This is a genomic window from Azospirillum cavernae, assembly GCF_003590795.1.
GTDB lineage: Bacteria > Pseudomonadota > Alphaproteobacteria > Azospirillales > Azospirillaceae > Azospirillum > Azospirillum cavernae.
Map to the genome: position 1 here is coordinate 1,430,194 of NZ_QYUL01000002.1, position 22,681 is coordinate 1,452,874.

Sequence of the window (22,681 nt, forward strand, 5' to 3'; positions counted from 1 at the left end):
CCCCGGAAGGACGGAACTGTCCTTCCGGGGTTCTGCACTGCCCTTAACCGACAACGCGGCGCTGCCAGCGGGAGACGGTCATGAATGAGTTGATGAATATTTTCGGCCAAGTCCAGGGGCCTCAGAGCTTCGATCAGATCCGCATCCAGATCGCCAGCCCCGAGCGCATCCGCTCCTGGTCGTTCGGCGAGATCAAGAAGCCGGAAACCATCAACTATCGCACCTTTAAGCCGGAGCGCGACGGTCTCTTCTGCGCGCGGATTTTCGGGCCGATCAAGGATTACGAGTGCTTGTGCGGCAAGTACAAGCGCATGAAGTATCGCGGCATCATCTGCGAGAAGTGCGGCGTCGAAGTCACGCTGTCGAAGGTCCGGCGCGAGCGCATGGGCCACATCGAGCTGGCCTCGCCCGTCGCGCACATCTGGTTCCTGAAGTCGCTGCCGAGCCGCATTGGTCTGCTGCTCGACATGACGTTGAAGGATCTGGAGCGCATCCTCTATTTCGAGAACTACGTCGTCATCGAGCCGGGTCTGACCCCGCTGAAGCTGCATTCGCTGCTCAGCGAAGAAGACTTCATGAACGCTCAGGACGAGTATGGCGAGGACGCCTTCACGGCGGCCATCGGCGCGGAAGCGCTGCGCATCATGCTGTCGGCGCTGGATCTCGAAGAAGAGAAGAAGACCTGCCGCGAAGAGCTGCGTGACACCAATTCCGAAGCCAAGCGCAAGAAGCTGGTCAAGCGTCTGAAGCTGATCGACGCCTTCATGACCTCGCAGTCGCGGCCCGAGTGGATGATCCTGGAAGTCGTTCCGGTGATCCCGCCCGAACTGCGTCCGCTGGTCCCGCTTGACGGCGGCCGCTTCGCCACGTCCGATCTGAACGATCTGTACCGCCGCGTCATCAACCGCAACAACCGCCTGAAGCGGTTGATCGAGTTGAAGGCGCCGGACATCATCGTCCGCAACGAAAAGCGCATGCTGCAAGAGGCGGTGGACGCGCTGTTCGACAACGGCCGCCGTGGCCGCGTCATCACCGGCGCCAACAAGCGTCCGCTGAAGTCGCTGTCCGACATGCTGAAGGGCAAGCAGGGCCGCTTCCGTCAGAATCTGCTCGGCAAGCGCGTCGATTACTCGGGCCGTTCGGTCATCGTCGTGGGGCCGGAGCTGAAGCTGCACCAGTGCGGCCTGCCGAAGAAGATGGCGCTGGAGCTGTTCAAGCCCTTCATCTACGCCAAGCTGGAGCTGTATGGCTTGGCCTCGACCATCAAGGCCGCCAAGCGGATGGTGGAAAAGGAACGTCCCGAGGTCTGGGACATCCTGGAAGAGGTCATCCGTGAGCATCCGGTGATGCTGAACCGCGCGCCGACGCTGCACCGTTTGGGCATCCAGGCGTTCGAGCCGACGTTGATCGAAGGCAAGGCGATCCAGCTTCATCCGCTGGTCTGCACCGCCTTCAACGCCGATTTCGACGGCGATCAAATGGCCGTGCACGTCCCGCTGTCGCTCGAAGCGCAGTTGGAAGCGCGCGTCCTGATGATGTCCACCAACAACATCCTGTCGCCCGCCAACGGCAAGCCGATCATCGTTCCGTCTCAGGACATCGTGCTCGGCATCTATTACATCTCGATGGACCGCCCCAGCGAAAAGGGCGAAGGCATGGTGTTCTCCACCGTGTCGGAAATCGAGCAGGCGCTGAACGCCAAGGTTCTGTCGATCCACGCCAAGATCAAGGCGCGCTATGTCGGTGTTGACGACGACGGCGCCACCAAGATCTCGATCGTCGAGACGACGCCGGGCCGTATGCTGATGTCGGAGATCCTGCCGCGTCACCCGAACGTCCCCTTCTCGCTCATCAACCGCGTCTTGACCAAGAAGGACGTCGGCAACGTCATCGACGCCGTCTACCGCCATTGCGGTCAGAAAGAGACGGTGATCTTCGCCGACCGTCTGATGAAGCTGGGCTTCGGCCACGCCTGCCGCGCCGGCATCTCGTTCGGCAAGGACGACATGGTGATCCCGGAGGCCAAGGGCCGCTTGGTCAACGAGTCGAAGGAGCGGGTGAAGGAGTTCGAGCAGCAATATCTCGACGGTCTCATCACCCAAGGCGAGAAGTACAACAAGGTCGTCGACGTCTGGTCGGAATGCACCGAAAAGGTCGCTTCCGAGATGATGAAGGCCATTTCGACCACCGAAGCCGGCAAGCCGGTGAACTCGGTGTACATGATGGCCCACTCCGGCGCCCGTGGCTCCGCCGCGCAGATCCGCCAGTTGGCCGGTATGCGCGGCCTGATGGCCAAGCCGTCGGGTGAAATCATCGAGACGCCGATCATCTCGAACTTCAAGGAAGGCCTGACCGTGTTGGAGTATTTCAACTCCACCCACGGCGCCCGCAAGGGTCTGGCCGACACCGCCTTGAAGACGGCGAACTCCGGTTACTTGACCCGCCGTCTGGTCGACGTGGCGCAGGACGCCATCATCGTCGAGCATGATTGCGGCACCGTGAAGGGCATCACCGTCAAGGCGGTGATCGACGGTGGCGAGGTCATCTCGCCGTTGGGCGACCGCATCCTCGGCCGCACCGCCGTTGGCGACGTCATCGACCCGCTGAACGGCGAGTTGATCATCGAAGACGGCGGCCTGATCGACGAGCCGACGGTGGACCGTTTCGAGCGGTCCGGCATCGACAGCGTCCTGATCCGCTCGGTCTTGACCTGCGAAACCAAGGACGGCGTCTGCGCCAAATGCTATGGCCGCGATCTGGCCCGTGGCACGCTGGTGAACACCGGCGAAGCGGTCGGCGTCATCGCCGCCCAGTCGATCGGCGAACCCGGCACGCAGTTGACGATGCGCACCTTCCACATCGGCGGCGCGGCCCAGCGCGGCGCCGAGCAGAGCCAGGTGGAAGCGTCCTTCGAAGGCACGGTGCGGATCAACAACCGCAACGTCGTCATCAACTCGTCGGGCATTCCGGTCGTCATGGGCCGCAGCACCGAAGTGATCCTGCTCGACGAGCAGGGCCGCGAGCGGGCGCGTCACCGCGTGCCGTATGGCGCGAAGCTGCTGGCCGACGACGATGTGAAGGTCGAACGCGGCCAGAAGCTGGCCGAGTGGGACCCCTACACCCTGCCGATCATCACCGAGCGCGCCGGTGTCGCCCGTTACCTCGACCTCGTGGAAGGCATCTCGGTTCGCGAAGTCATGGACGAAGCGACCGGCATTTCGTCCAAGGTGGTGGTCGATTGGCGGCAGCAGCCGCGCGGCGCCGATCTGAAGCCGCGCATCGCGCTGCTCGACGAGCGGGGCGAGATCATCACGCTCGGCAACGGTCTGGAAGCCCGCTACTTCATGTCGGTGGACGCCATTCTCTCGGTTGAGAACGGCGCCGAGGTCCGGGCTGGCGACGTGTTGGCGCGTATCCCGCGCGAATCGTCCAAGACCCGCGACATCACGGGTGGTCTGCCGCGCGTCGCCGAACTGTTTGAAGCGCGTCGTCCGAAGGATTTCGCGATCATTTCGGAACTCGGCGGTCGCGTCGAATTCGGCAAGGATTACAAGACCAAGCGCCGGATCGTCGTCCGCAACGAAGAATCGGGCGACGAGAAGGAATATCTGATCCCGAAGGGCAAGCACATCTCCGTGCAGGAAGGCGATTACGTCGAGCGCGGCGATCTGCTGATGGACGGCAACCCGGTGCCGCATGACATTCTGGCGGTGATGGGCGTGGAGGCGTTGGCCGACTACCTCATCAACGAAATCCAGGACGTCTACCGGCTCCAGGGCGTGAAGATCAACGACAAGCACATCGAGGTGATCGTTCGCCAGATGCTGCAAAAGGTCGAGATCACCGACGCGGGCGAGACCACCTTCCTGGTGGGCGAGCAGGTCGACCGTCAGGAGTTCGACGAGGAGAACGAGAAGACCGCTGGCGAAGGCTTGCAAATCGCCGCCGGTCATCCGGTTCTTCAGGGCATCACCAAGGCGTCCTTGCAAACCCGCTCCTTCATCTCGGCGGCGTCGTTCCAGGAAACCACCCGCGTCCTCACCGAGGCGGCGGTCGGCGGCAAGGTCGACAATCTGGAAGGCCTGAAGGAAAACGTCATCGTCGGTCGTCTGATCCCGGCGGGCACGGGGTCGGTGGTCAATCGTCTGAAGTTGATCGCCGCCGAACGCGACCGCGTGGCGGAGTTGGAAAGCGCCGGTGGCGTGGCGGAGATTCAAGCTCTGCCGCAACCGGGCGAAGAAAGCACGGCGGCGTAAGGTTTGCCGCTGTGATCGGGTAGGGAAGGGGGCGCGTTCCGCAAGGAACGCGCCCTTTTTCATGCCTGCGAAGATTCAGCGATGGTGGGCCGAGTCCGGCAAAACCGCGCTTGACGCTCCCTATGACCTTCCCTATAGTCCGCGAACTTCAAAGGGACCCTAGGGCCGAAATCCATCTGGCCACAGGCGCTCCGTTGAACCTCAACGACATAGCCGGTTTCAGCGATGGGATCGGCGTTCGCTCATTCGGCCCGCTCGAAGCGGCAAAGCTTCGCAGGCGGGCTTTTGCATCGTCCGGCTCCGCCGGTTGGATGCCTTGAAGGGATAAAGGGCAGATATGCCGACGATCAACCAGTTGATCCGTAAGCCGCGTGAGCCGTTGGCCGCGCGCAACAAGGTGCCCGCGATGGAGGCTTGCCCGCAAAAGCGCGGCGTCTGCACTCGCGTCTACACCACCACCCCGAAGAAGCCGAACTCCGCGCTCCGCAAGGTCGCCCGCGTTCGTCTGACGAACGGCTTCGAGGTGACGAGCTACATTCCTGGCGAGGGTCACAACCTCCAGGAACACTCGGTGGTCATGATCCGTGGCGGTCGTGTGAAGGACCTTCCCGGCGTGCGCTATCACATCATTCGCGGCACGCTGGATACCCAGGGCGTCAAAGATCGTAAGCAGCGCCGGTCGAAGTACGGCGCGAAGCGTCCGAAGTAAGGAGAGTCCACGATGTCCCGTCGTCATCGCGCCGAGAAGCGTGAAGTCCTGCCGGACGCCAAGTATGGCGACCGCGTTCTGACCAAGTTCATGAACTGCCTGATGTTTGACGGCAAGAAGTCGTCGGCTGAAAGCATCGTCTACGGCGCTCTGGGCCGCATCGAGGTCAAGACCAAGAACGATCCCGTTCAGGTCTTCCACGACGCGCTCACGAACGTCAAGCCGCACCTGGAAGTGCGCTCCCGCCGGGTCGGCGGCGCGACCTATCAGGTTCCGGTCGAGGTCCGTTCGGACCGCGCCCAGGCTCTGGCCATCCGTTGGTTGATCGGCGCCGCCCGCGCGCGCTCCGAGAACACCATGACGGAACGTCTGTCGGGCGAATTGCTCGACGCGGCCAACCAGCGCGGCACCGCCGTCAAGAAGCGCGAAGACACGCACCGTATGGCGGAAGCCAACAAGGCGTTCTCGCACTACCGCTGGTAAGGCCAACGCCTCTCCTGGTGATCGTTCATGCCCCGCTCGCACGCTCTCGACCGTTACCGCAACATCGGCATCATGGCTCACATTGATGCCGGCAAGACGACCACGACCGAGCGCATCCTGTTCTACACCGGCAAATCCTATCGGATGGGCGAAGTCAACAACGGCACCGCCGTTATGGACTGGATGGAACAAGAGCAGGAGCGGGGGATTACGATCACCTCGGCGGCGACGACCTGCTTCTGGCGCGATCATCGCATCAACATCATCGACACGCCCGGCCACGTTGACTTCACCATTGAGGTCGAACGGTCGCTGCGCGTGCTCGATGGTGCTGTCGCCATTTTCGATTCGGTGGCGGGGGTCGAGCCGCAGACGGAAACCGTGTGGCGGCAGGCCGACAAATACGGCGTGCCGCGCATGGGGTTCATCAACAAGATGGACCGGGTCGGGGCTGATTTCCCCGGCTGCGTCGCCATGATGAGAGACCGGCTGGGCGTGACGCCGCTGGTTCTGCAATTGCCCATCGGGTCCGAGGCCAGCTTTGTCGGCGTCGTCGATCTGGTGATGATGCGCGCCACCGTCTGGAAAACCGAGACGCTGGGCGCTGAATTCCGTCACACCGACATTCCCGAGGATTTGCAGGCCGCCGCCGCCGCCGCCCGCCAGGCGCTGCTGGACGCCGTGCTCGACCTCGACGAGGCGGCGACCGCCGCTTATCTGGAGCGCGGCGAAGAGCCGTCGCCCGACACGTTGCGCGCCTGCATCCGCAAGGCGACTCTGTCCGGCGGCTTCGTTCCGGTGCTCTGCGGCTCCGCCTTCCGCAACAAGGGCATCCAGCCGATGCTGGACGCCATCGTCGATTATCTGCCCGCCCCCGGCGACATCGGGGCGATCAAGGGCCACCGCGTCGGCGGGGTCGAATCGGACGAGCGGGCCGCCAACGACGATTCGCCCTTCGCCGGGCTGGTCTTCAAGGTGATGAACGACCCCTATGTCGGGCCGTTGAGCTTCTTCCGCGTCTATTCCGGGACGGTCAGCGTCGGCGACAGTGTGTTCAACCCGACCAAGGGTGAGCGCGAAAAGATCGGCCGCATGCTGGAGATGCACGCCAACAGCCGCGAGGACATCACCCGCGCCTGCACGGGCGACATCGTGGCCTTCGCCGGGTTGGAGCACACCGGCACCGGCGAGACGCTGTGCGACCCGCAAAAGCCGATCGTGCTGGAGCGGATGGACATTCCCGAGCCGGTGATCGAGATCGTGGTCGAGCCGCGCACCGACGCCGATCATGAGAAGATGAGCGCGGCGCTGGGCCGCTTGAACCAGGAAGACCCATCGATGCGGGTCTCGCTGGATCATGAAAGCGGCCAGACCATCATCCGTGGCATGGGCGAGCTGCATCTGGAAATCATCGTCGACCGCATGAAGCGCGAGTTCCGCGTCGACGCGGCGGTTGGCGCGCCCAAGGTCGCCTACCGCGAAACGATCAGCCGTTCCGCCCAGATCGACCACACGCACCGTCGGCAGATGGGCGACCGCGCCCAATTCGCCCGAGTCGTGTTGGCCTTCGAGCCGCTGACGCGCGGATCAGGCTTTGTCTTTGAGAACCGCGCGCCCGTCGCCGCCGTGCCGAAGGAATTCGTCGTGGGCGTGCAGAAGGGGCTGGAGGCGGCCAAGGACGCGGGCGTGGTGGCGGGCTTCCCGGTGGTGGACGTCAAGGCGATCCTGCTGGACGGCGCGTTCCACGACGTCGATTCGTCGGTTCAGGCCTTTGAGCTGGCGACTCGCGCCGCTTACCGGGAGGGGTTGGCCAAGGCTGGCCCGGTGCTTCTCGAACCGCTGATGCGGGTCGAGATCATCACCCCGGACGAGTATATGGGCGACGTCATCGGCGACCTGAACAGCCGCCGGGGCCAGATCACCGGCATGGATCAGCGCGGCAACGCGCGAGTCGTCACGGGACAGGTTCCCTTGGCGGCCATGTTCGGCTATGTGAACTCCCTACGCTCCATGAGCCAGGGCCGCGCGCAGTACAGCATGCAGTTCGACCATTATGAGCCGGTGCCGCAGGCCATCGCGGACAGCGTCCGCGCCAAGGTGGCCTGATAACCGCTGGAACGATTGAGAAACGGAGAAACCATCCCATGGCTAAGGCAAAGTTCGAGCGGAACAAGCCGCACTGCAACGTTGGCACGATCGGCCACGTCGACCACGGCAAGACGTCGCTGACGGCGGCGATCACGAAGGTGCTGGCGGAATCCGGCGGCGCGACCTTCACCGCTTACGACCAGATCGACAAGGCGCCGGAAGAGAAGGCGCGCGGCATCACGATCTCGACGGCGCACGTCGAGTATGAGACGGCCAACCGCCACTACGCGCACGTCGATTGCCCCGGCCACGCCGATTATGTGAAGAACATGATCACCGGCGCGGCGCAGATGGACGGCGCGATCCTGGTCGTGTCGGCGGCTGACGGCCCGATGCCGCAGACCCGCGAGCACATCCTGCTCGCCCGTCAGGTCGGCGTCCCGGCGCTGGTCGTGTTCATGAACAAGGTCGACATGGTCGACGACGAGGAACTGCTGGAGCTGGTCGAGCTGGAAGTGCGCGAGCTGCTCTCGTCCTACCAGTTCCCGGGCGACGACATTCCGATCACCAAGGGTTCGGCGCTGTGCGCGCTGGAAAACCGCTCGCCGGAGATCGGTCACGACGCCGTCATCGCTCTGATGAAGACGGTCGACGAGTACATCCCGCAGCCGGAGCGTCCGGTTGACCGTCCGTTCCTGATGCCGATCGAAGACGTGTTCTCGATCTCGGGTCGCGGCACGGTGGTGACGGGTCGCGTCGAGCGCGGCATCGTCAAGGTCGGCGAGGAAGTCGAGATCGTCGGCCTGAAGGCCACGGTGAAGACGACCGTGACCGGCGTTGAAATGTTCCGCAAGCTGCTCGACTCCGGGCAAGCGGGCGACAACATCGGCGCGCTGCTGCGTGGCACGAAGCGTGAAGACGTCGAGCGCGGCCAGGTTCTGGCCAAGCCGGGTTCGATCACCCCGCACACGAAGTTCAAGGCCGAAGCCTACATCCTGACGAAGGAAGAGGGCGGTCGTCACACGCCGTTCTTCACCAACTACCGTCCGCAGTTCTATTTCCGCACGACCGACGTGACGGGCATGGTCTCGCTGCCGGAAGGCGTGGAGATGGTGATGCCGGGCGACAACGTCGCCATGGACGTCGAGCTGATCGCCCCGATCGCCATGGACGAAGGTCTGCGCTTCGCCATCCGCGAGGGTGGCCGCACCGTCGGCGCCGGCGTCGTCGCGTCGATCAGCAAGTAAGTCTGTTTGGGTTGCGACGGGCGAAGCCGGGTGACTGGCTTCGCTTTGTCTTCTGGTTCTAGCTATCGGGCGCAAGCTCTGACCGCCGCCGCCAAGTGCCGATCAGGCATTCTCCCCCAGAGGGGCGAATCAGGATTGACACGGGGGCGGCGTCGTCATAGAGAATACGCCCTCTGGATTTTGGGTTGGTGGTAGGCAGGTTCGGCCTAGACGCAGCCCGATAACGAACGGCAAACAGCGCCTCCGCCAGTCTTTGGCCGTGGGGCGTTCAGAGTCGACCGGAACATCCCTTCCGCGCGTCCGCGCGGGGGATGTTCTTTTTCGTATCGGCCCGTCAGAAACGGTCAGACTGTCGCCCGCCGCCCGCTTTCGTGGAACGGTGAGCGGCTCTTTTGCTGTCGGCGGTCCGCGAAGGTTTGTGGAGGTTCCGGTGACGCGTCCGCGTCATCGCTACGAGGTGCAAGGGACGTTTGGACATGGACAGCCAGAACATCCGCATCCGCCTGAAGGCGTTCGATCATCGCGTGCTCGATCAGTCGACCAGCGAGATCGTCAACACCGCCAAGCGGACCGGCGCGCGCGTGCGGGGACCGATCCCCCTGCCGACGCAGATCGAAAAGTTTACGGTGAACCGTTCGCCGCACATCGACAAGAAGTCGCGCGAGCAGTTCGAGATTCGTACCCACAAGCGTTTGCTCGACATCGTCGATCCGACGCCGCAGACGGTTGACGCGCTGATGAAGCTCGATCTGGCCGCTGGCGTGGATGTCGAGATCAAGCTCTGATTTTGGTTTGGTGAGGGACCTCTCCGCTCAACGGATGTCCCTGGTCAGGAGATAAAGAACAATGCGATCCGGTTTGATCGCGCAGAAGCTGGGAATGACCCGCGTCTTCACCGACGACGGTCAACACATTCCGGTAACTGTGCTGAAAGTCGACAGCTGCCAGGTCGTCGCCGTTCGCACCGAAGAGACGGACGGCTACACCGCCGTTCAGCTCGGCGCGGGCGCCATCAAGGTGAAGAACGTCACGAAGCCTGAGCGTGGGCATTTCGCCAAGGCGCGCGTGGAACCCAAGCGCAAGCTGGTCGAGTTCCGCGTTGACGCCGATGCTCTGATCGAAGTTGGCGCCGAGATCTCGGCCGCCCATTTCGTCGCCGGGCAATTCGTGGACGTCACCGGCACCTCCATCGGCAAGGGCTTTGCCGGTGCGATGAAGCGGTGGAACTTCGGTGGTCTGCGCGCCACGCACGGCGTGTCGGTGTCGCACCGCTCGCACGGTTCGACGGGCAACCGTCAGGATCCCGGCAAGGTCTTCAAGAACAAGAAGATGGCCGGCCATCTCGGTGACGAGAGGGTCACGGTCCTGAACCTCCAGGTCGTGTCGGTTGACGAGGCCCGTGGCCTGATCCTGCTGAAGGGCGCCGTCCCCGGCGCCGAAGGCGGTTGGCTGCGCATCCGCGACGCCGTGAAGAAGAAGGCCCCGGAAGGCCTGCCCTTCCCGGCGGCCATCAAGGCTGCGCCGACGGCGGTTGACGCCCCGGCCGAGTCGCAGGAGTGAGCGCCATGAAGGCCACGATCAAGAATCTGAACAACGAAGCCGTTGGCGAGATCGAGCTGTCGGAGGCCGTGTTCGGCCTGCCGCACCGCACCGATCTTCTGGCTCGCATGGTCAACTGGCAGCTGGCCAAGCGCCGCTCCGGCAACCATAAGACCAAGGGCATCAGCGAGATTCGCGGCACCACCAAGAAGCCCTATGGGCAGAAGGGCACCGGCCGCGCTCGTCAGGGTTCCATCCGCTCGCCGCAGTTCCGTGGCGGCGCGACCATCTTCGGCCCGGTCGTTCGTTCGCACGAGCATGACCTGACCAAGAAGGTCCGCAAGCTGGCCCTGAAGACCGCCCTGTCGGCCAAGGTTGCCGAAGGCAAGCTGATCGTTCTCGACAGCGCCGCCGCCGACAGCCACAAGACCAAGGAGCTGGCGCTTCGCCTGGCGACCCTGGGTCTGAAGTCGGCGTTGATCATCGATGGCTCGAACCTGGACGAGAATTTCGCCAAGGCGTCGCGCAACATCCCGCTGATCGACGTGCTGCCCGAGCAGGGCGCCAACGTCTACGACATTCTCCGCCGCGACACGCTGGTCCTGACCCGCAACGCGGTTGAGCAACTGGAGGCTCGCCTGAAATGAGCAAGCAGTCGAAACCTTCGGTGACTCAGGAGCGGATGTACGACCTGATCCTCGCTCCCGTCATCACCGAGAAGTCGACGATGGTGTCGGAGCACAACCAGGTTGTCTTCCGTGTGCCCCTCACGGCGTCGAAGCCGGAGATCAAAGCCGCCGTTGAAGGTCTCTTCAACGTCAAGGTGACTGCCGTCAACACCCTGATTTCCAAGGGCAAGACCAAGCGGTTTCGCGGCATCATGGGCCGTCGTTCGGACTTCAAGAAGGCCGTCGTTACCCTCGCCGAGGGTAATAAGATCGACGTGACCACGGGCATCTGAGCGGGAGTGTGATCCGATGGCTCTGAAGCAATACCGCCCAATTACTCCGTCGCTCCGCCAGCTGGTCATCGTTGACCGCTCGGAGCTGTGGAAGGGCAAGCCGGTCAAGGCTCTCACTGAGGGTCTGACCAAGTCCGGCGGCCGCAACAACACCGGGCGCATCACCGCGCGCCGGATTGGTGGCGGTCACAAGCGCGTCTACCGTCTGGTGGACTTCAAGCGCCGCAAGTTCGATGTTCCGGCCGTCGTTGAACGGTTGGAATATGACCCGAACCGCACGGCCTTCATCGCGCTCATCAAGTACCAGGACGGGACCTTGTCCTACATCCTGGCGCCGCAGCGTTTGAAGGTTGGCGACACGGTCATCTCGGGCGAGAAGGTCGATGTGAAGCCCGGCAACGCGATGCCGCTGCGCAGCATCCCGGTCGGCTCGATCGTGCACAACGTCGAGCTGAAAGCGGGCAAGGGCGGTCAGGTCGCGCGTTCGGCGGGCACCTACCTCCAGCTCGTTGGCCGCGATGGCGGTTACGCCCAGCTCAAGCTCCCCTCGGGCGAGCTGCGTGTTGTGCGTGGCGAGTGCATGGCGACTCTGGGCGCGGTGTCGAACCCCGACCAGATGAACACCAACCTCGGCAAGGCTGGCCGCAAGCGTTGGCTGGGCGTTCGTCCGTCGGTGCGTGGCGTCGCCATGAACCCGATCGACCACCCGCACGGTGGTGGTGAAGGTCGCACGTCGGGTGGCCGTCATCCGGTCACGCCGTGGGGCAAGCCGACCAAGGGCAAGAAGACGCGTCACAACAAAAAGACGGATGGCCTGATCCTGCGCCGCCGTCATTCGAAGTAAGGGGGTCGAACGATGGCACGCTCCGTTTGGAAAGGCCCGTTCGTCGACGGCTATCTGCTCAAGAAGGCGGACAAGAGCCGGGCTTCGGGTCGCAACGAGATCATCAAGATCTGGTCGCGTCGCTCGACCATCCTGCCGCAGTTCGTGGGTTTGACGTTTGGCGTCTACAACGGCCACAAGTTCCTGCCGGTCATTATCACCGAACACATGATCGGTCATAAGTTCGGCGAGTTCGCTCCGACTCGGACCTTCTACGGTCACGCGGCGGACAAGAAGGCGAAGAGGAAGTAAGCCATGGGCAAGTCTGCCAACCCCAGCCGGGTCGCGGAGAACGAGGCCCTGGCCCGCAATCCGATGATCCGCACCAGCCCGCGCAAGCTCAACCTCGTCGCCCAGCTGATCCGCAACATGGATGCCAGCCGCGCCGTCGCCGAGTTGACCTTCTCCAAGCGCCGCATCGCGGTCGAGGTGAAGAAGGTGCTTCAGGCGGCGATCGCGAACGCCGAGAACAACCATCAGCTCGACGTCGACCGTCTTTACGTGTCGTCGGCGACGGTTGGTCGCGCTCTGGTGATGAAGCGCTTCCATGCCCGTGCTCGCGGTCGCGGCGCCCGGGTTGAAAAGCTGTTCAGCAACCTGACGATCATCGTTCGCGAACGCGACGCTGCCGTTGCCGAAGGGGCCGAATAAGATGGGTCAGAAAATCAACCCGATTGGGCTGCGTCTCGGCATCAATCGGACCTGGGACAGCCGCTGGTTCGCCAAGCGCGACTACGCCAACCTGCTGCACCAAGATCTGAAGCTGCGCGCCTATCTTCAGGGCCGTTTGCAACAGGCCGGCGTGTCGCGCGTCGTGATCGAGCGTCCGGCCAAGAAGGCTCGCATCACCATTCACTCGGCTCGTCCGGGCGTGGTGATCGGCAAGAAGGGCGCGGACATCGAGAAGCTGCGTCTTGAACTGTCGAAGATGACCGGCAGCGAGGTGAGCCTGAACATCGTCGAAATCCGCAAGCCGGAAATCGACGCTCGCCTCATCGCCGAGAACATCGCCAGCCAGCTCGAGCGCCGTGTGGCCTTCCGTCGCGCCATGAAGCGCGCCGTGCAGTCCGCCATGCGTCTCGGCGCCCAGGGCATCCGGATCAACTGCTCCGGTCGTCTGGGCGGGGCGGAAATCGCCCGCATGGAATGGTATCGCGAAGGCCGCGTGCCGTTGCACACCCTGCGCGCCGACATCGATTACGGTGTTGGCACCGCCAAGACCACCTACGGCACCTGCGGTGTCAAGGTGTGGGTGTTCAAGGGCGAGGTCATGGCTCACGACCCGATGGCGCAGGACAAGCGCATGGGCAATGAGCTGGTGCCCACCGATGGCGAGCCGCGCCGCGATCACCGTGATCGCCGCGACCGTCGTGAGCGCTCCGAGCGCTCCGAACGCGAGTAAAGGGGCCGAGCGATGCTTTCTCCCAAGCGCACGAAATACCGCAAGGCCCACAAGGGCCGCATTCACGGCAACGCCAAGGGCGGCACCGATCTGAACTTCGGTTCGTTCGGCCTGAAGGCCCTGGAGCCGGAGCGCATCACGGCGCGGCAGATCGAAGCGGCTCGCCGCGCGATCACCCGCGCGATGAAGCGCCAAGGCCGCGTCTGGATCCGTATTTTCCCGGATCTGCCGGTGTCGACGAAGCCCGCCGAAGTCCGCATGGGTTCCGGCAAGGGTACGCCGGAATACTGGGCGGCGCGGGTTAAGCCGGGTCGCATTCTGTTTGAGCTGGACGGCGTGCCCGCAGATGTGGCAAAAACCGCCTTCGCTTTGGCCGCTGCGAAGCTGCCGATCAAGGTTAAGCTGGTGACCCGCCTCGGCGGTGTCGAGGAGGGTGCGGCATGAAGGCCGTAGACATTCGGACCAAGAGCGCCGATGAGCTGCAAGACCAGCTCATCCAGCTCAAGAAGGAACAGTTCAACCTGCGTTTCCAGAAGGCTTCCGGCCAGCTGGAAAACACCGCGCGGGTGAACGTGGTGCGTCGCGACATCGCCCGCATCAAGACCATCATCGGCGAGCGTGCCCGCTCCGCCGAAGCCGGCAAGTAAGGGGATAATCCATGCCTCGCCGCGTTATGCAGGGCACGGTGGTCAGTGACAAGGGCGACAAGACCGTTACGGTTCTCGTCGAACGCCGTGTTATGCACCCCGTGTACAAGAAGTTCATTCGTCAGTCGAAGAAGTACGCCGCCCACGACGAGGGCAACCTCTTCAAGGTCGGCGATGCGGTCTCGATCATCGAATGCCGTCCGATCTCCAAGCGCAAGCGTTGGGCGGTCGTGACTGAGGCGGTCGCCGACAACGGCGCCGCGTGACAACCGAAAGGTCGTAAACCATGATCCAGATGCAAACCAACCTGGAAGTCGCCGACAACAGTGGGGCGCGCCGGGTGCAGTGCATCAAAGTGCTTGGCGGGTCCAAGCGGAAGGTGGCCTCTGTCGGCGACGTCATCGTCGTGTCGGTCAAGGAAGCCATTCCGAAGGGACGCGTCAAGAAGGGCGACGTGCATCGTGCCGTCATCGTCCGCACCGCGAAGGAACTGCGTCGGGAGGACGGATCCGCGATCCGTTTCGACCGGAACGCTGCCGTGCTCATCAACAAGCAAGGCGAGCCGATCGGCACCCGTATTTTCGGGCCAGTCACTCGTGAGCTGCGCGGCAAGAAGTTCATGAAGATCATCTCGCTGGCGCCGGAGGTGCTGTGATGGCCGCGAAGATCAAGACCAAGGACAAGGTCGTCGTTCTGACCGGCCGTGACAAGGGCAAGACCGGCGAAGTCATCAAGGTCCTCCCCAAGGAGGGCCGCGTCGTCGTGCAGGGCGTGAACCTGGTGAAGAAACACCAGCGCGCCAGCGCGAAGTCGCAGGGTGGCATTGTCGAGTTCGAAGCGCCGATCCAGGCATCGAACCTCGCTCACATCGATCCGAAAGACGGGAAGCCGACTCGCGTTGGCTTCAAGGTTCTTGAGGATGGCCGCAAGGTGCGTGTCGCCAAGCGGTCCGGCGAAGTCATTGACCTGTGAGGACCCGGGCATGACCGCACGTCTCAAAGACGTTTACGACTCCAAGATCCGCGCTTCGCTGAAGTCCGAGTTCAACTACTCGAACGATTTCGAAGTGCCGCGCATCGAGAAGATCGTCATCAACATGGGTGTCGGCGAGGCTGTCGCCGACTCCAAGAAGATCCAGTTGGCCGTCGCCGAACTGACCGCCATTTCCGGCCAAAAGCCGGTTGTGACCAAGTCGTCCAAGTCGATCGCCCAGTTCAAGCTGCGCGAAGGCATGGCGATTGGCTGCAAGGTCACGCTCCGCCGTGATCGCATGTACGAGTTCCTGGACCGCCTGGTGACGATCGCCTTGCCGCGCGTCCGCGATTTTCGCGGCATCTCGGGCAAGAGCTTCGATGGTCGTGGCAACTATGCCATGGGCGTCAAGGAGCAGATCATTTTCCCGGAAATCGATTACGACAAGATCGATCAAATCCGTGGAATGGACATCATCATCGTCACCTCGGCGAAAACCGATAAGGAAGCCAAGGCTCTCCTTAAGGGTTTCGACATGCCGTTCGTGAGCTGAGGCTGGAGCACGACCATGGCTAAGACCAGTTCCATCGAAAAGAACAAGCGTCGCGCCCAGCTGGCCAAGCAGTACGCGCCCAAGCGCGCCAAGCTGAAGGCCATCGCCAGCGACCGTTCGCTCCCTCCCGAAGAGCAGTTTGCCGCCCGCCTCAAGCTGGCCGAGCTGCCGCGCAATTCTTCCAAGACGCGCGTGCGCAACCGTTGTGAACTGACCGGGCGTCCCCGGGCGTTCTATCGGAAGTTCAAGCTGTGTCGTGTCATGCTTCGCGAACTGGCCTCGACGGGCCAGATTCCGGGCATGACGAAGTCGAGCTGGTAAGGGGGGCCGACGATGTCTTTGAGCGATCCGCTCGGCGATATGCTGACCCGCATCCGCAATGGTCAGCACGCCCGCATGTCCGTTGTGGTTAGCCCGGCGTCAAAGCTGCGCACCAACGTTTTGGAAGTCCTGAAGCGCGAAGGGTTCATTCGCGGGTTCTCGGAAGAGACCCTGCGCCCCGGCGTGAAGAACCTGAAGATCGAGCTGAAGTACCACGAAGGCGAGGCTGTCATTAAGCAGATCGCCCGTGTGTCGAAGCCCGGCCGTCGCGTGTATTCGAAGATCTCCGATCTGCCCCGTGTGTTCAACGGGTTGGGTCTGTCGATCCTGTCGACTCCGCGTGGCGTCATGTCGGACAACGAGGCCCGCGCCGCCAATGTTGGCGGCGAAGTCCTCTGCCGCGTATTCTAAGGGGGATTCGCGATGTCGCGCATTGGCAAGCATCCTGTGCCGGTCCCCGCTGGCGTTGACGTGAACGTCAACGGCCAGTTGGTGACGGCCAAAGGCAAGCTGGGTTCGCTCAGCCTGACCCTGATCGACGACATTACGGCCTCGCTGGAAGACGGCAAGGTCGTGGTGAAGCCGGCAAACGACAGCAAGCGTGCCCGCACCATGTGGGCCACCTCGCGCACGCTGATCAACAACATGGTCACGGGCGTGAGCGCAGGCTTCACGATCAACCTCGAGATCAACGGCGTCGGTTATCGCGCGGCCGTGCAGGGCAAGGAGCTGGTCATGCAGCTCGGCTTCTCGCACGACGTGAAGTACCCGATCCCGGAAGGCATCGCCATCAAGTGCGACAAGCCGACCGCGATCTCGGTGTCGGGTTACGACAAGCACAAGGTTGGTCAGGTGGCTGCGGAAATCCGTGGCTGGAAGAAGCCCGAGCCTTACAAGGGCAAGGGCATCAAGTACGACACCGAGACCGTCCTGCGCAAGGAAGGTAAGAAGAAGTAACCGCCATGCTGAAGCCAAAGCAACTCAACGAGCGTCGCAAGCAGCGCGTTCGCGCGCAGATTGCCAAGAAGGCCGGCGGGCGTGTTCGCCTCTCCGTCTTCCGGTCGAATCTGCACATCTACGCCCAGATCATCGACGACGCCAACGGCAAGACCCTTGCCTCGGCGTCGTCGCTCGAAAAGGAGCTGCGCGAGCAGCTCAAGCACGGCGGCAACGTCGAAGCGGCCAAGCGCATCGGCGTTCTGATCGCCGAACGTGCGAAGGCGGCGGGCGTCTCCGAGGTCGTGTTTGATCGCGGCGGCTATATTTACCATGGCCGGGTCAAGGCCCTGGCCGACGCCGCCCGCGAGGGCGGGCTGTCGTTCTAAGGAGGCCCGGATATGGCACGTGAACAAGGCGGTCGGGACAACCGCGATCGGCAGCCGCGCGATCGGGAAGAAAGCGAGCTGATTGAAAAGCTCGTCGGGATCAACCGCGTCGCCAAGGTGGTGAAGGGTGGCCGTCGCTTCGGCTTCGCCGCTCTGGTCGTGGTTGGTGACGGCAAGGGTCGCGTCGGCGTCGGATCGGGCAAGGCCCGTGAAGTGCCGGAAGCGATCCGCAAGGCGACCGAGCAGGCGAAACGCACCATGATCCGCGTTCCGCTGCGCGAAGGCCGCACGCTGCATCATGACTCGAACGGCCACTTTGGGGCTGGCAAGGTCGTGCTGCGCGCCGCTCCGGCGGGCACCGGCATCATCGCCGGTGGTCCGATGCGCGCGATCTTCGAGGCTCTCGGCGTCCAGGACGTCGTGACCAAGTCGATCGGCACGTCGAACCCGCACAACATGATCAAGGCGACTTTCGACGCTCTTGCTCAAGTCACCAGCCCGCGCTCGGTCGCGGCGCGCCGTGGCCGTCGCGTCAGCGACATCCTCGGCCGTCGTGAGGCTGGCGCTGGTCAGGAGGCCTGATCATGACCGAGAAAAAGACCGTCGTCGTCACCCAGACCGGCAGCCCGATCGGGCGTAAGCACGATCAGCGCGAAACGCTGGTCGGCCTGGGTCTCAACAAGCTGAACCGGACCCGTGAACTGGAGGACACTCCGGCCGTGCGGGGCATGATCGCCAAGGTCGCGCACTTGGTCCGCGTCGAGAACGAGGGCTGATGTGATGACAAAGCTCAACGACCTGCGTGACAACGCCGGTGCCCGCAAGGCGCGCATGCGCGTCGGTCGCGGCATCGGTTCGGGCAAGGGCAAGACCGCTGGCCGTGGCGTGAAGGGTCAAACCTCGCGCACCGGCGTGGCGATCAACGGCTTTGAAGGCGGGCAGATGCCTCTGCACCGTCGTCTGCCGAAGCGCGGCTTCCGCAACATCTTCGCCAAGGAATACTCGGTGGTCAATCTGGGGCACATCCAGAAGGCCATTGACTCCGGCAAGCTCAACGCCGGTGAGACCATCGACGCCGCCGCCCTCCAGGCGGCTGGCGTGACGGGTCGGGTGAAGAAGGACGGCATCCGTCTGCTGGGCAAGGGCGAGCTGACCGTGAAGGTGTCCTTCACGGTGGCGGGCGCGTCCAAGTCGGCCATCGAAGCGGTTGAGAAGGTGGGGGGCAGCGTCACGCTGACCGAAGCCGCCGACGAAGCCGCCGAGTGAAAGTGACCAGACGGCGCTGTGCTTGCACAGCGCCGTTTTCGGCACTACAAGAAGCGTAGTCGCTATGGGGCGGCCTGCACCACGCAGGACCGCCCCATTTGCACTTATAGGCTCGCACTTACGGGACAGGGATCGGACCATGGCATCAGCGGCCGAGCAGCTTGCCGCCAACATCAATTTCGGGGCGTTTTCCAAGGCGACCGAGCTGAAACAGCGGATTTGGTTCACCTTGGCGGCTCTGATCGTCTATCGGTTGGGCACCTACATCCCGATTCCCGGGATCGATCCGCTCATCCTGCAAGATGTGTTCAAGCAGCAGGGAAGCGGCATCCTCGGCATGTTCGACATGCTGGCCGGTGGCGCTTTGCACCGCATGACCATCTTCGCCCTGAACATCATGCCGTACATCTCGGCGTCGATCATCGTGCAGCTCTTGAGCGCCGTGTCGCCGCAGATGGAAGCGATGAAGAAGGAAGGCGAGGCGGGGCGGAAAAAGCTCAACCAATACACCCGATTCGGCACGGTGGCCCTCGCCACGGTGCAGGCTTACGGCTTGGCCGTCGGTCTTGAGGCGATGCGCGGGTCGTCGGGCGCGGCGGTCATCGACCCCGGCCTGTTCTTCCGCATCGCCACGGTCATCACGCTGGTCGGCGGCACCATGTTCCTGATGTGGCTGGGTGAGCAGATCACCGCGCGCGGCATCGGCAACGGCACGTCGCTCATCATCTTCGCCGGCATCGTCGCGGAACTGCCGCGCGCGCTGGTCAACACGCTGGAATTGGGGCGCCAAGGCGCTCTGTCCACGCTGTTCATCATCCTCATGCTGGTGATGTCGGTTGGCGTGGTGTTCTTCATCGTCTTCATGGAGCGTGCCCAGCGCCGTTTGCTGGTGCAGTATCCCAAGCGACAGGTGGGCAACCGGGTGTTCGGCGGCGAAGCCTCGCACCTGCCGTTGAAGCTGAACACCGCTGGCGTCATCCCGCCGATCTTCGCGTCGTCGCTGCTGCTGCTGCCCTTGACCGCCGTCGGCTTCGCTGGTGGCGAGGGGCCGGAATGGCTTCAGGCGGTGTCGCTTTATCTGGCGCACGGCACCCCGCTGTACATGGCGATGTACGCGGCGATGATCGTGTTCTTCTGCTTCTTCTACACGGCCATTGTGTTCAACCCCGGCGAGACGGCGGACAACCTCCGCAAGTATGGCGGCTTCATCCCCGGCATCCGTCCCGGCAAGAACACCGCCGATCACATCGACTATGTGCTGAGCCGCCTGACGGTGATCGGTTCGGCCTACCTTGTGACGGTTTGTCTCCTGCCCGAAATCTTGATTTCCCAGCACTCGGTTCCGTTCTATTTTGGCGGCACCAGCCTGCTGATCGTCGTCACCGTGACGATGGACACGGTTGCGCAGATTCATTCCCACCTGCTGGCCCACCAGTATGAGGGATTGATTAAGAAATCAAAGCTTCGGGGGAGAAGGTAATGAACCTCATACTGCTCGGGCCGCCGGGCGCCGGGAAGGGGACGCAGGCGCGTCGGTTGGAGGACACGCGGGGGCTTGTCCAGCTGTCCACCGGCGACATGCTCCGCGCGATGGTCGCCGAAGGCGGTCCGCTCGGTCAGCAGGCCAAAGAGATCATGGCGGCGGGCAAGCTGATGCCCGACGAACTGATGGTCGAGATCATTGGCGAGCGGATTTCCAAGCCCGACGTCGCCAATGGCTTCATTCTCGACGGCTTCCCGCGCACGGTGGCTCAAGCCGAGTCGTTGGACGCGATGCTGGCGGACAAGGGGCTGAAGCTCCACCACGTCATCGAAATGCGGGTGGTGGATGAGGTTCTGGTCGAGCGTGTGACGGGTCGTTACACCTGCGCCAAATGCGGCAAGGGCTATCACGACCTCTTCGAGAAGCCTAAGGTCGAGGGAGTCTGCGACTCCTGCGGAGGCACGGAGTTCAAGCGCCGGGCCGACGACAACGCCGAAACAGTGACGACTCGTTTGTCGCAATACCACCAGCAGACCGCGCCGATCCTGCCCTATTACCAGGATCATGGCGTGCTGAAGGCGGTGGACGGCATGGCCGACATCGACGAAGTGACTCGCCAGATCGAAGCGATCCTCGCCTGAGGCTTCGCCCGAATCGGGAATGCAAAAGACCGCAGCCTCCGGCGAGAGGCTGCGGTCTTTTTGTTTGGTGACTGGGGTCAGTCGGCGGTGGGGGAGGGCGGTGGCGCGGTTTCCGTCGGCGCGTTGCCCGGCGTCGCGTTCATGGCGTGGTAACGGGCCAGAACCCAGCCCAGATGGGCGGTGACGGCGTTGGCGGCGGCGTCGGCGTCGCGGCGGGCGATGGCGTCGTAGATGGCGCGGTGATGGTCGATCATCAACGCCTCGTGGTTTTCCATGTAGGGTTCGGTGTGGTTCAACTCCACCATGTTGCCGAGGATGTCTCGGATGGTGGAGAGCAGATGCAGATAGACCGGGCTGCCCGACGCCTGGGCGACCGACAGATGGAAATCCATGTCGTCGGCGGCGCGGTTGCCGTCGCCGCCGGTCTGGCTCATCGCCGCCAGAATGCGGCCGATGTTGGCGATTTGCTCGGGCGTGGCGTGTTCGGCGGCGCGGCGGGCGGCCCAGCCTTCCAACGCCATGCGGATCTCCACCAGATCGCAAAGATTGTCGTGCTTGCCGCGCACCATGGCGGTCAGCGCGCCATCCATCATCCCTGTGGACGAAACGACTCGGGTGCCGCCGCCCTGGACGGCGGTCAGGAAGCCTTGGGTCTTGAGCTTTTGCAGCGCGGCGCGCACGGACACTCGGCTGACATGGAGTTGTTCGGCCAATTGCCGTTCACCGGGCAAGCGCTGTCCCGGCACCAACTCGCCGCGTGAAATGCGGTCGAGCAACTGTTGCGCCACCCATTCCGAGATGCGCGGGGAGGAGGAGCCGTGAGCGCTGTCGTCGGTGGCGGGCACGAGGATAACCCCCTTTTTCCATAAGCGGTAAGTCATAGCCGTAGCGGGCGCGACGGCGCAGGTCAACGAGCGAACCAGTCAAGCACAGAACGCGGGCCGACGGTGGATGGATTGTCAGCGGCTGCCGCGTCGGGCCAGCAGAATGCCCACCAGAATCACAGCCGCGCCCGCCGCTTGCAAGGCCCCCAACGGCTCGTTCAGCAGCAGCCAAGCGAGAATCGCGGCGGCGGCGGGCTGCAACAGCAGGCTGACCGAGGAGAAGGAGGCGGGCAGATGCGCCAGCGCGTAGGCGATCAGGCTCTGGCCCCCGGCGTGGCTGAACAGGGCCAACCCGGCCAGCACCAACCAGCCGTCAGAGTTGGCCGGAAACAGCGGTTGGCCGGACACGAGCGCCAAAGGCAACAGGATGACGGCGGTGATGCCGCCGCTCCAGGTCATGATGGTGGCGGTGGAAAACTCGGACCGCAGATGGCCGACCGACAGGATGTAGCCGCCATAGAAGACGGCCGTCAGCAAGCCCAGCGCGTCGCCGAACAGATGGTCGGCGCTCAGCCGAAAGCTTTCGCCCATCAGGATCAACGCGCCCGCCAACGCCAGAATCATGCCGACGACGAATCGGCTGGTGAAGCGCTCCTTGAACAGGAACCAGGCGACGGGAGCGACGAACAGCGGGGCGAAATTGGCCAGCAGCGTCGCGTTGGCGACCGAGGTGTAGCCGATGGAGATGTGCCAGATCACCAAATCCCCGGCGAAGCAAAGACCGGCCAGGGTCAGCCGGGCGAAGTCGCGCGGCGTGCTGGGCGCGCGGCTGCGCCCGCCCTTCGGCTCCAGTCTCATCCACAGAGCCAGCACGGGGGCGGACAAGGCGACTCGCCAGAAGGCGATGGCGACCGGACCAACGTCGGACAGGCGCACGAAGATTGGCGCGAAGGCAATGCTCAACGCGCCAGCCAGCAGCGCGATCAAAGCGAGGCGCTGCGCGTGCGGCGTGTGAAGGGCTGGGAGGACGCGGGAATCGGTCATCCTTCGCTTATAGCCAGAGCGCCCCGACCGTGCCAGA

Annotated in this window: 30 protein-coding genes; 28 read left to right on the forward strand and 2 right to left on the reverse strand. The window is 63.5% G+C overall.

What is annotated here, in order from left to right:
• Positions 1–80 precede the first annotated feature (80 nt).
• The 28 genes from rpoC (at position 81) to D3877_RS18300 (ending at position 20,776) form a co-directional block, all read left to right on the forward strand.
• Positions 81–4,256 carry a DNA-directed RNA polymerase subunit beta' gene (rpoC, locus tag D3877_RS18165; RefSeq protein ID WP_119832085.1) on the forward strand — a complete coding sequence of 1,392 codons (4,176 nt, stop codon included), beginning with the start codon at positions 81–83 and terminating at the stop codon, positions 4,254–4,256.
• 337 nt (positions 4,257–4,593) lie between these two features.
• Positions 4,594–4,965, forward strand: a complete 372-nt coding sequence (gene rpsL, locus D3877_RS18170) for a 30S ribosomal protein S12 (RefSeq protein WP_012973201.1) — start codon at positions 4,594–4,596, stop codon at positions 4,963–4,965.
• Between the two features lie 12 nt (positions 4,966–4,977).
• Positions 4,978–5,448: a 30S ribosomal protein S7 gene (gene rpsG / locus D3877_RS18175; protein WP_119832086.1), complete on the forward strand. Its 471-nt coding sequence runs from the start codon at positions 4,978–4,980 to the stop codon at positions 5,446–5,448.
• 27 nt (positions 5,449–5,475) lie between these two features.
• Positions 5,476–7,554 (forward strand): elongation factor G, encoded by a 2,079-nt coding sequence (gene fusA / locus D3877_RS18180; RefSeq protein ID WP_119832087.1) that lies wholly within the window; start codon positions 5,476–5,478, stop codon positions 7,552–7,554.
• A 38-nt stretch (positions 7,555–7,592) separates the two neighbouring features.
• A complete protein-coding gene (tuf, locus tag D3877_RS18185) occupies positions 7,593–8,783 on the forward strand; it encodes an elongation factor Tu (RefSeq protein ID WP_119832078.1) in 1,191 nt (396 codons plus the stop codon).
• A gap of 476 nt (positions 8,784–9,259) precedes the next feature.
• Positions 9,260–9,568, forward strand: coding sequence for a 30S ribosomal protein S10 (rpsJ, locus tag D3877_RS18190; RefSeq protein WP_085555136.1), 309 nt, complete (start codon positions 9,260–9,262; stop codon positions 9,566–9,568).
• 61 nt (positions 9,569–9,629) lie between these two features.
• The gene (rplC, locus tag D3877_RS18195; RefSeq protein WP_119832088.1) at positions 9,630–10,343 is read left to right on the forward strand and encodes a 50S ribosomal protein L3; all 714 of its coding nucleotides are present in this window, start codon (positions 9,630–9,632) and stop codon (positions 10,341–10,343) included.
• A 5-nt stretch (positions 10,344–10,348) separates the two neighbouring features.
• A complete protein-coding gene (rplD, locus tag D3877_RS18200) occupies positions 10,349–10,969 on the forward strand; it encodes a 50S ribosomal protein L4 (RefSeq protein ID WP_119832540.1) in 621 nt (206 codons plus the stop codon).
• Positions 10,966–11,283: a 50S ribosomal protein L23 gene (locus D3877_RS18205; protein WP_119832089.1), complete on the forward strand. Its 318-nt coding sequence runs from the start codon at positions 10,966–10,968 to the stop codon at positions 11,281–11,283. The genes rplD and D3877_RS18205 overlap by 4 nt, the downstream gene beginning before the upstream one ends.
• Before the next feature lie 16 nt (positions 11,284–11,299).
• The gene (rplB, locus tag D3877_RS18210; RefSeq protein ID WP_119832090.1) at positions 11,300–12,127 is read left to right on the forward strand and encodes a 50S ribosomal protein L2; all 828 of its coding nucleotides are present in this window, start codon (positions 11,300–11,302) and stop codon (positions 12,125–12,127) included.
• Positions 12,128–12,139: 12 nt separating this feature from the next.
• A complete protein-coding gene (rpsS, locus tag D3877_RS18215) occupies positions 12,140–12,418 on the forward strand; it encodes a 30S ribosomal protein S19 (RefSeq protein WP_119832091.1) in 279 nt (92 codons plus the stop codon).
• Positions 12,419–12,421: 3 nt separating this feature from the next.
• Positions 12,422–12,817 (forward strand): 50S ribosomal protein L22, encoded by a 396-nt coding sequence (gene rplV / locus D3877_RS18220; RefSeq protein WP_119832092.1) that lies wholly within the window; start codon positions 12,422–12,424, stop codon positions 12,815–12,817.
• A gap of 1 nt (position 12,818) precedes the next feature.
• On the forward strand, positions 12,819–13,568 hold the full coding sequence (gene rpsC / locus D3877_RS18225) for a 30S ribosomal protein S3 (RefSeq protein WP_119832093.1): 750 nt from the start codon (positions 12,819–12,821) through the stop codon (positions 13,566–13,568).
• Between the two features lie 12 nt (positions 13,569–13,580).
• Positions 13,581–14,012 carry a 50S ribosomal protein L16 gene (rplP, locus tag D3877_RS18230; protein WP_119832094.1) on the forward strand — a complete coding sequence of 144 codons (432 nt, stop codon included), beginning with the start codon at positions 13,581–13,583 and terminating at the stop codon, positions 14,010–14,012.
• Positions 14,009–14,215, forward strand: a complete 207-nt coding sequence (rpmC, locus tag D3877_RS18235; RefSeq protein WP_119832095.1) for a 50S ribosomal protein L29 — start codon at positions 14,009–14,011, stop codon at positions 14,213–14,215. The genes rplP and rpmC overlap by 4 nt, the downstream gene beginning before the upstream one ends.
• A gap of 11 nt (positions 14,216–14,226) precedes the next feature.
• The gene (rpsQ, locus tag D3877_RS18240; protein WP_119832096.1) at positions 14,227–14,481 is read left to right on the forward strand and encodes a 30S ribosomal protein S17; all 255 of its coding nucleotides are present in this window, start codon (positions 14,227–14,229) and stop codon (positions 14,479–14,481) included.
• A gap of 20 nt (positions 14,482–14,501) precedes the next feature.
• Positions 14,502–14,870, forward strand: coding sequence for a 50S ribosomal protein L14 (gene rplN, locus D3877_RS18245; protein WP_119832097.1), 369 nt, complete (start codon positions 14,502–14,504; stop codon positions 14,868–14,870).
• Entirely contained in the window at positions 14,870–15,187 is a 318-nt protein-coding gene (rplX, locus tag D3877_RS18250; protein ID WP_119832098.1) for a 50S ribosomal protein L24, read from the forward strand. Before rplN ends, rplX begins: the two co-directional genes overlap by 1 nt.
• A 10-nt stretch (positions 15,188–15,197) precedes the next feature.
• Positions 15,198–15,740 (forward strand): 50S ribosomal protein L5, encoded by a 543-nt coding sequence (gene rplE / locus D3877_RS18255; protein ID WP_119832099.1) that lies wholly within the window; start codon positions 15,198–15,200, stop codon positions 15,738–15,740.
• Between the two features lie 15 nt (positions 15,741–15,755).
• Positions 15,756–16,061 (forward strand): 30S ribosomal protein S14, encoded by a 306-nt coding sequence (rpsN, locus tag D3877_RS18260; protein WP_119832100.1) that lies wholly within the window; start codon positions 15,756–15,758, stop codon positions 16,059–16,061.
• 12 nt (positions 16,062–16,073) lie between these two features.
• Complete coding sequence (rpsH, locus tag D3877_RS18265; protein WP_119832101.1) at positions 16,074–16,472, forward strand: 30S ribosomal protein S8; 399 nt, start codon at positions 16,074–16,076, stop codon at positions 16,470–16,472.
• A gap of 12 nt (positions 16,473–16,484) precedes the next feature.
• Complete coding sequence (gene rplF / locus D3877_RS18270) at positions 16,485–17,018, forward strand: 50S ribosomal protein L6 (RefSeq protein WP_119832102.1); 534 nt, start codon at positions 16,485–16,487, stop codon at positions 17,016–17,018.
• A 5-nt stretch (positions 17,019–17,023) separates the two neighbouring features.
• Positions 17,024–17,386, forward strand: a complete 363-nt coding sequence (gene rplR / locus D3877_RS18275) for a 50S ribosomal protein L18 (RefSeq protein WP_119832103.1) — start codon at positions 17,024–17,026, stop codon at positions 17,384–17,386.
• Between the two features lie 12 nt (positions 17,387–17,398).
• Positions 17,399–17,968, forward strand: coding sequence for a 30S ribosomal protein S5 (rpsE, locus tag D3877_RS18280; protein ID WP_119832104.1), 570 nt, complete (start codon positions 17,399–17,401; stop codon positions 17,966–17,968).
• A gap of 2 nt (positions 17,969–17,970) precedes the next feature.
• Positions 17,971–18,162, forward strand: a complete 192-nt coding sequence (gene rpmD, locus D3877_RS18285) for a 50S ribosomal protein L30 (protein WP_119832105.1) — start codon at positions 17,971–17,973, stop codon at positions 18,160–18,162.
• A gap of 4 nt (positions 18,163–18,166) precedes the next feature.
• On the forward strand, positions 18,167–18,652 hold the full coding sequence (rplO, locus tag D3877_RS18290) for a 50S ribosomal protein L15 (RefSeq protein WP_119832106.1): 486 nt from the start codon (positions 18,167–18,169) through the stop codon (positions 18,650–18,652).
• A 139-nt stretch (positions 18,653–18,791) separates the two neighbouring features.
• Complete coding sequence (secY, locus tag D3877_RS18295) at positions 18,792–20,132, forward strand: preprotein translocase subunit SecY (RefSeq protein WP_119832107.1); 1,341 nt, start codon at positions 18,792–18,794, stop codon at positions 20,130–20,132.
• A complete protein-coding gene (locus tag D3877_RS18300; RefSeq protein WP_119832108.1) occupies positions 20,132–20,776 on the forward strand; it encodes an adenylate kinase in 645 nt (214 codons plus the stop codon). The genes secY and D3877_RS18300 overlap by 1 nt, the downstream gene beginning before the upstream one ends.
• A gap of 77 nt (positions 20,777–20,853) precedes the next feature.
• Here D3877_RS18300 and D3877_RS18305 read toward each other — a convergent pair whose 3' ends face one another.
• Positions 20,854–21,621: a FadR/GntR family transcriptional regulator gene (locus tag D3877_RS18305; protein ID WP_119832109.1), complete on the reverse strand. Its 768-nt coding sequence runs from the start codon at positions 21,619–21,621 to the stop codon at positions 20,854–20,856.
• A 114-nt stretch (positions 21,622–21,735) separates the two neighbouring features.
• Entirely contained in the window at positions 21,736–22,644 is a 909-nt protein-coding gene (locus tag D3877_RS18310; protein ID WP_119832110.1) for a DMT family transporter, read from the reverse strand.
• Positions 22,645–22,681: the final 37 nt, after the last annotated feature.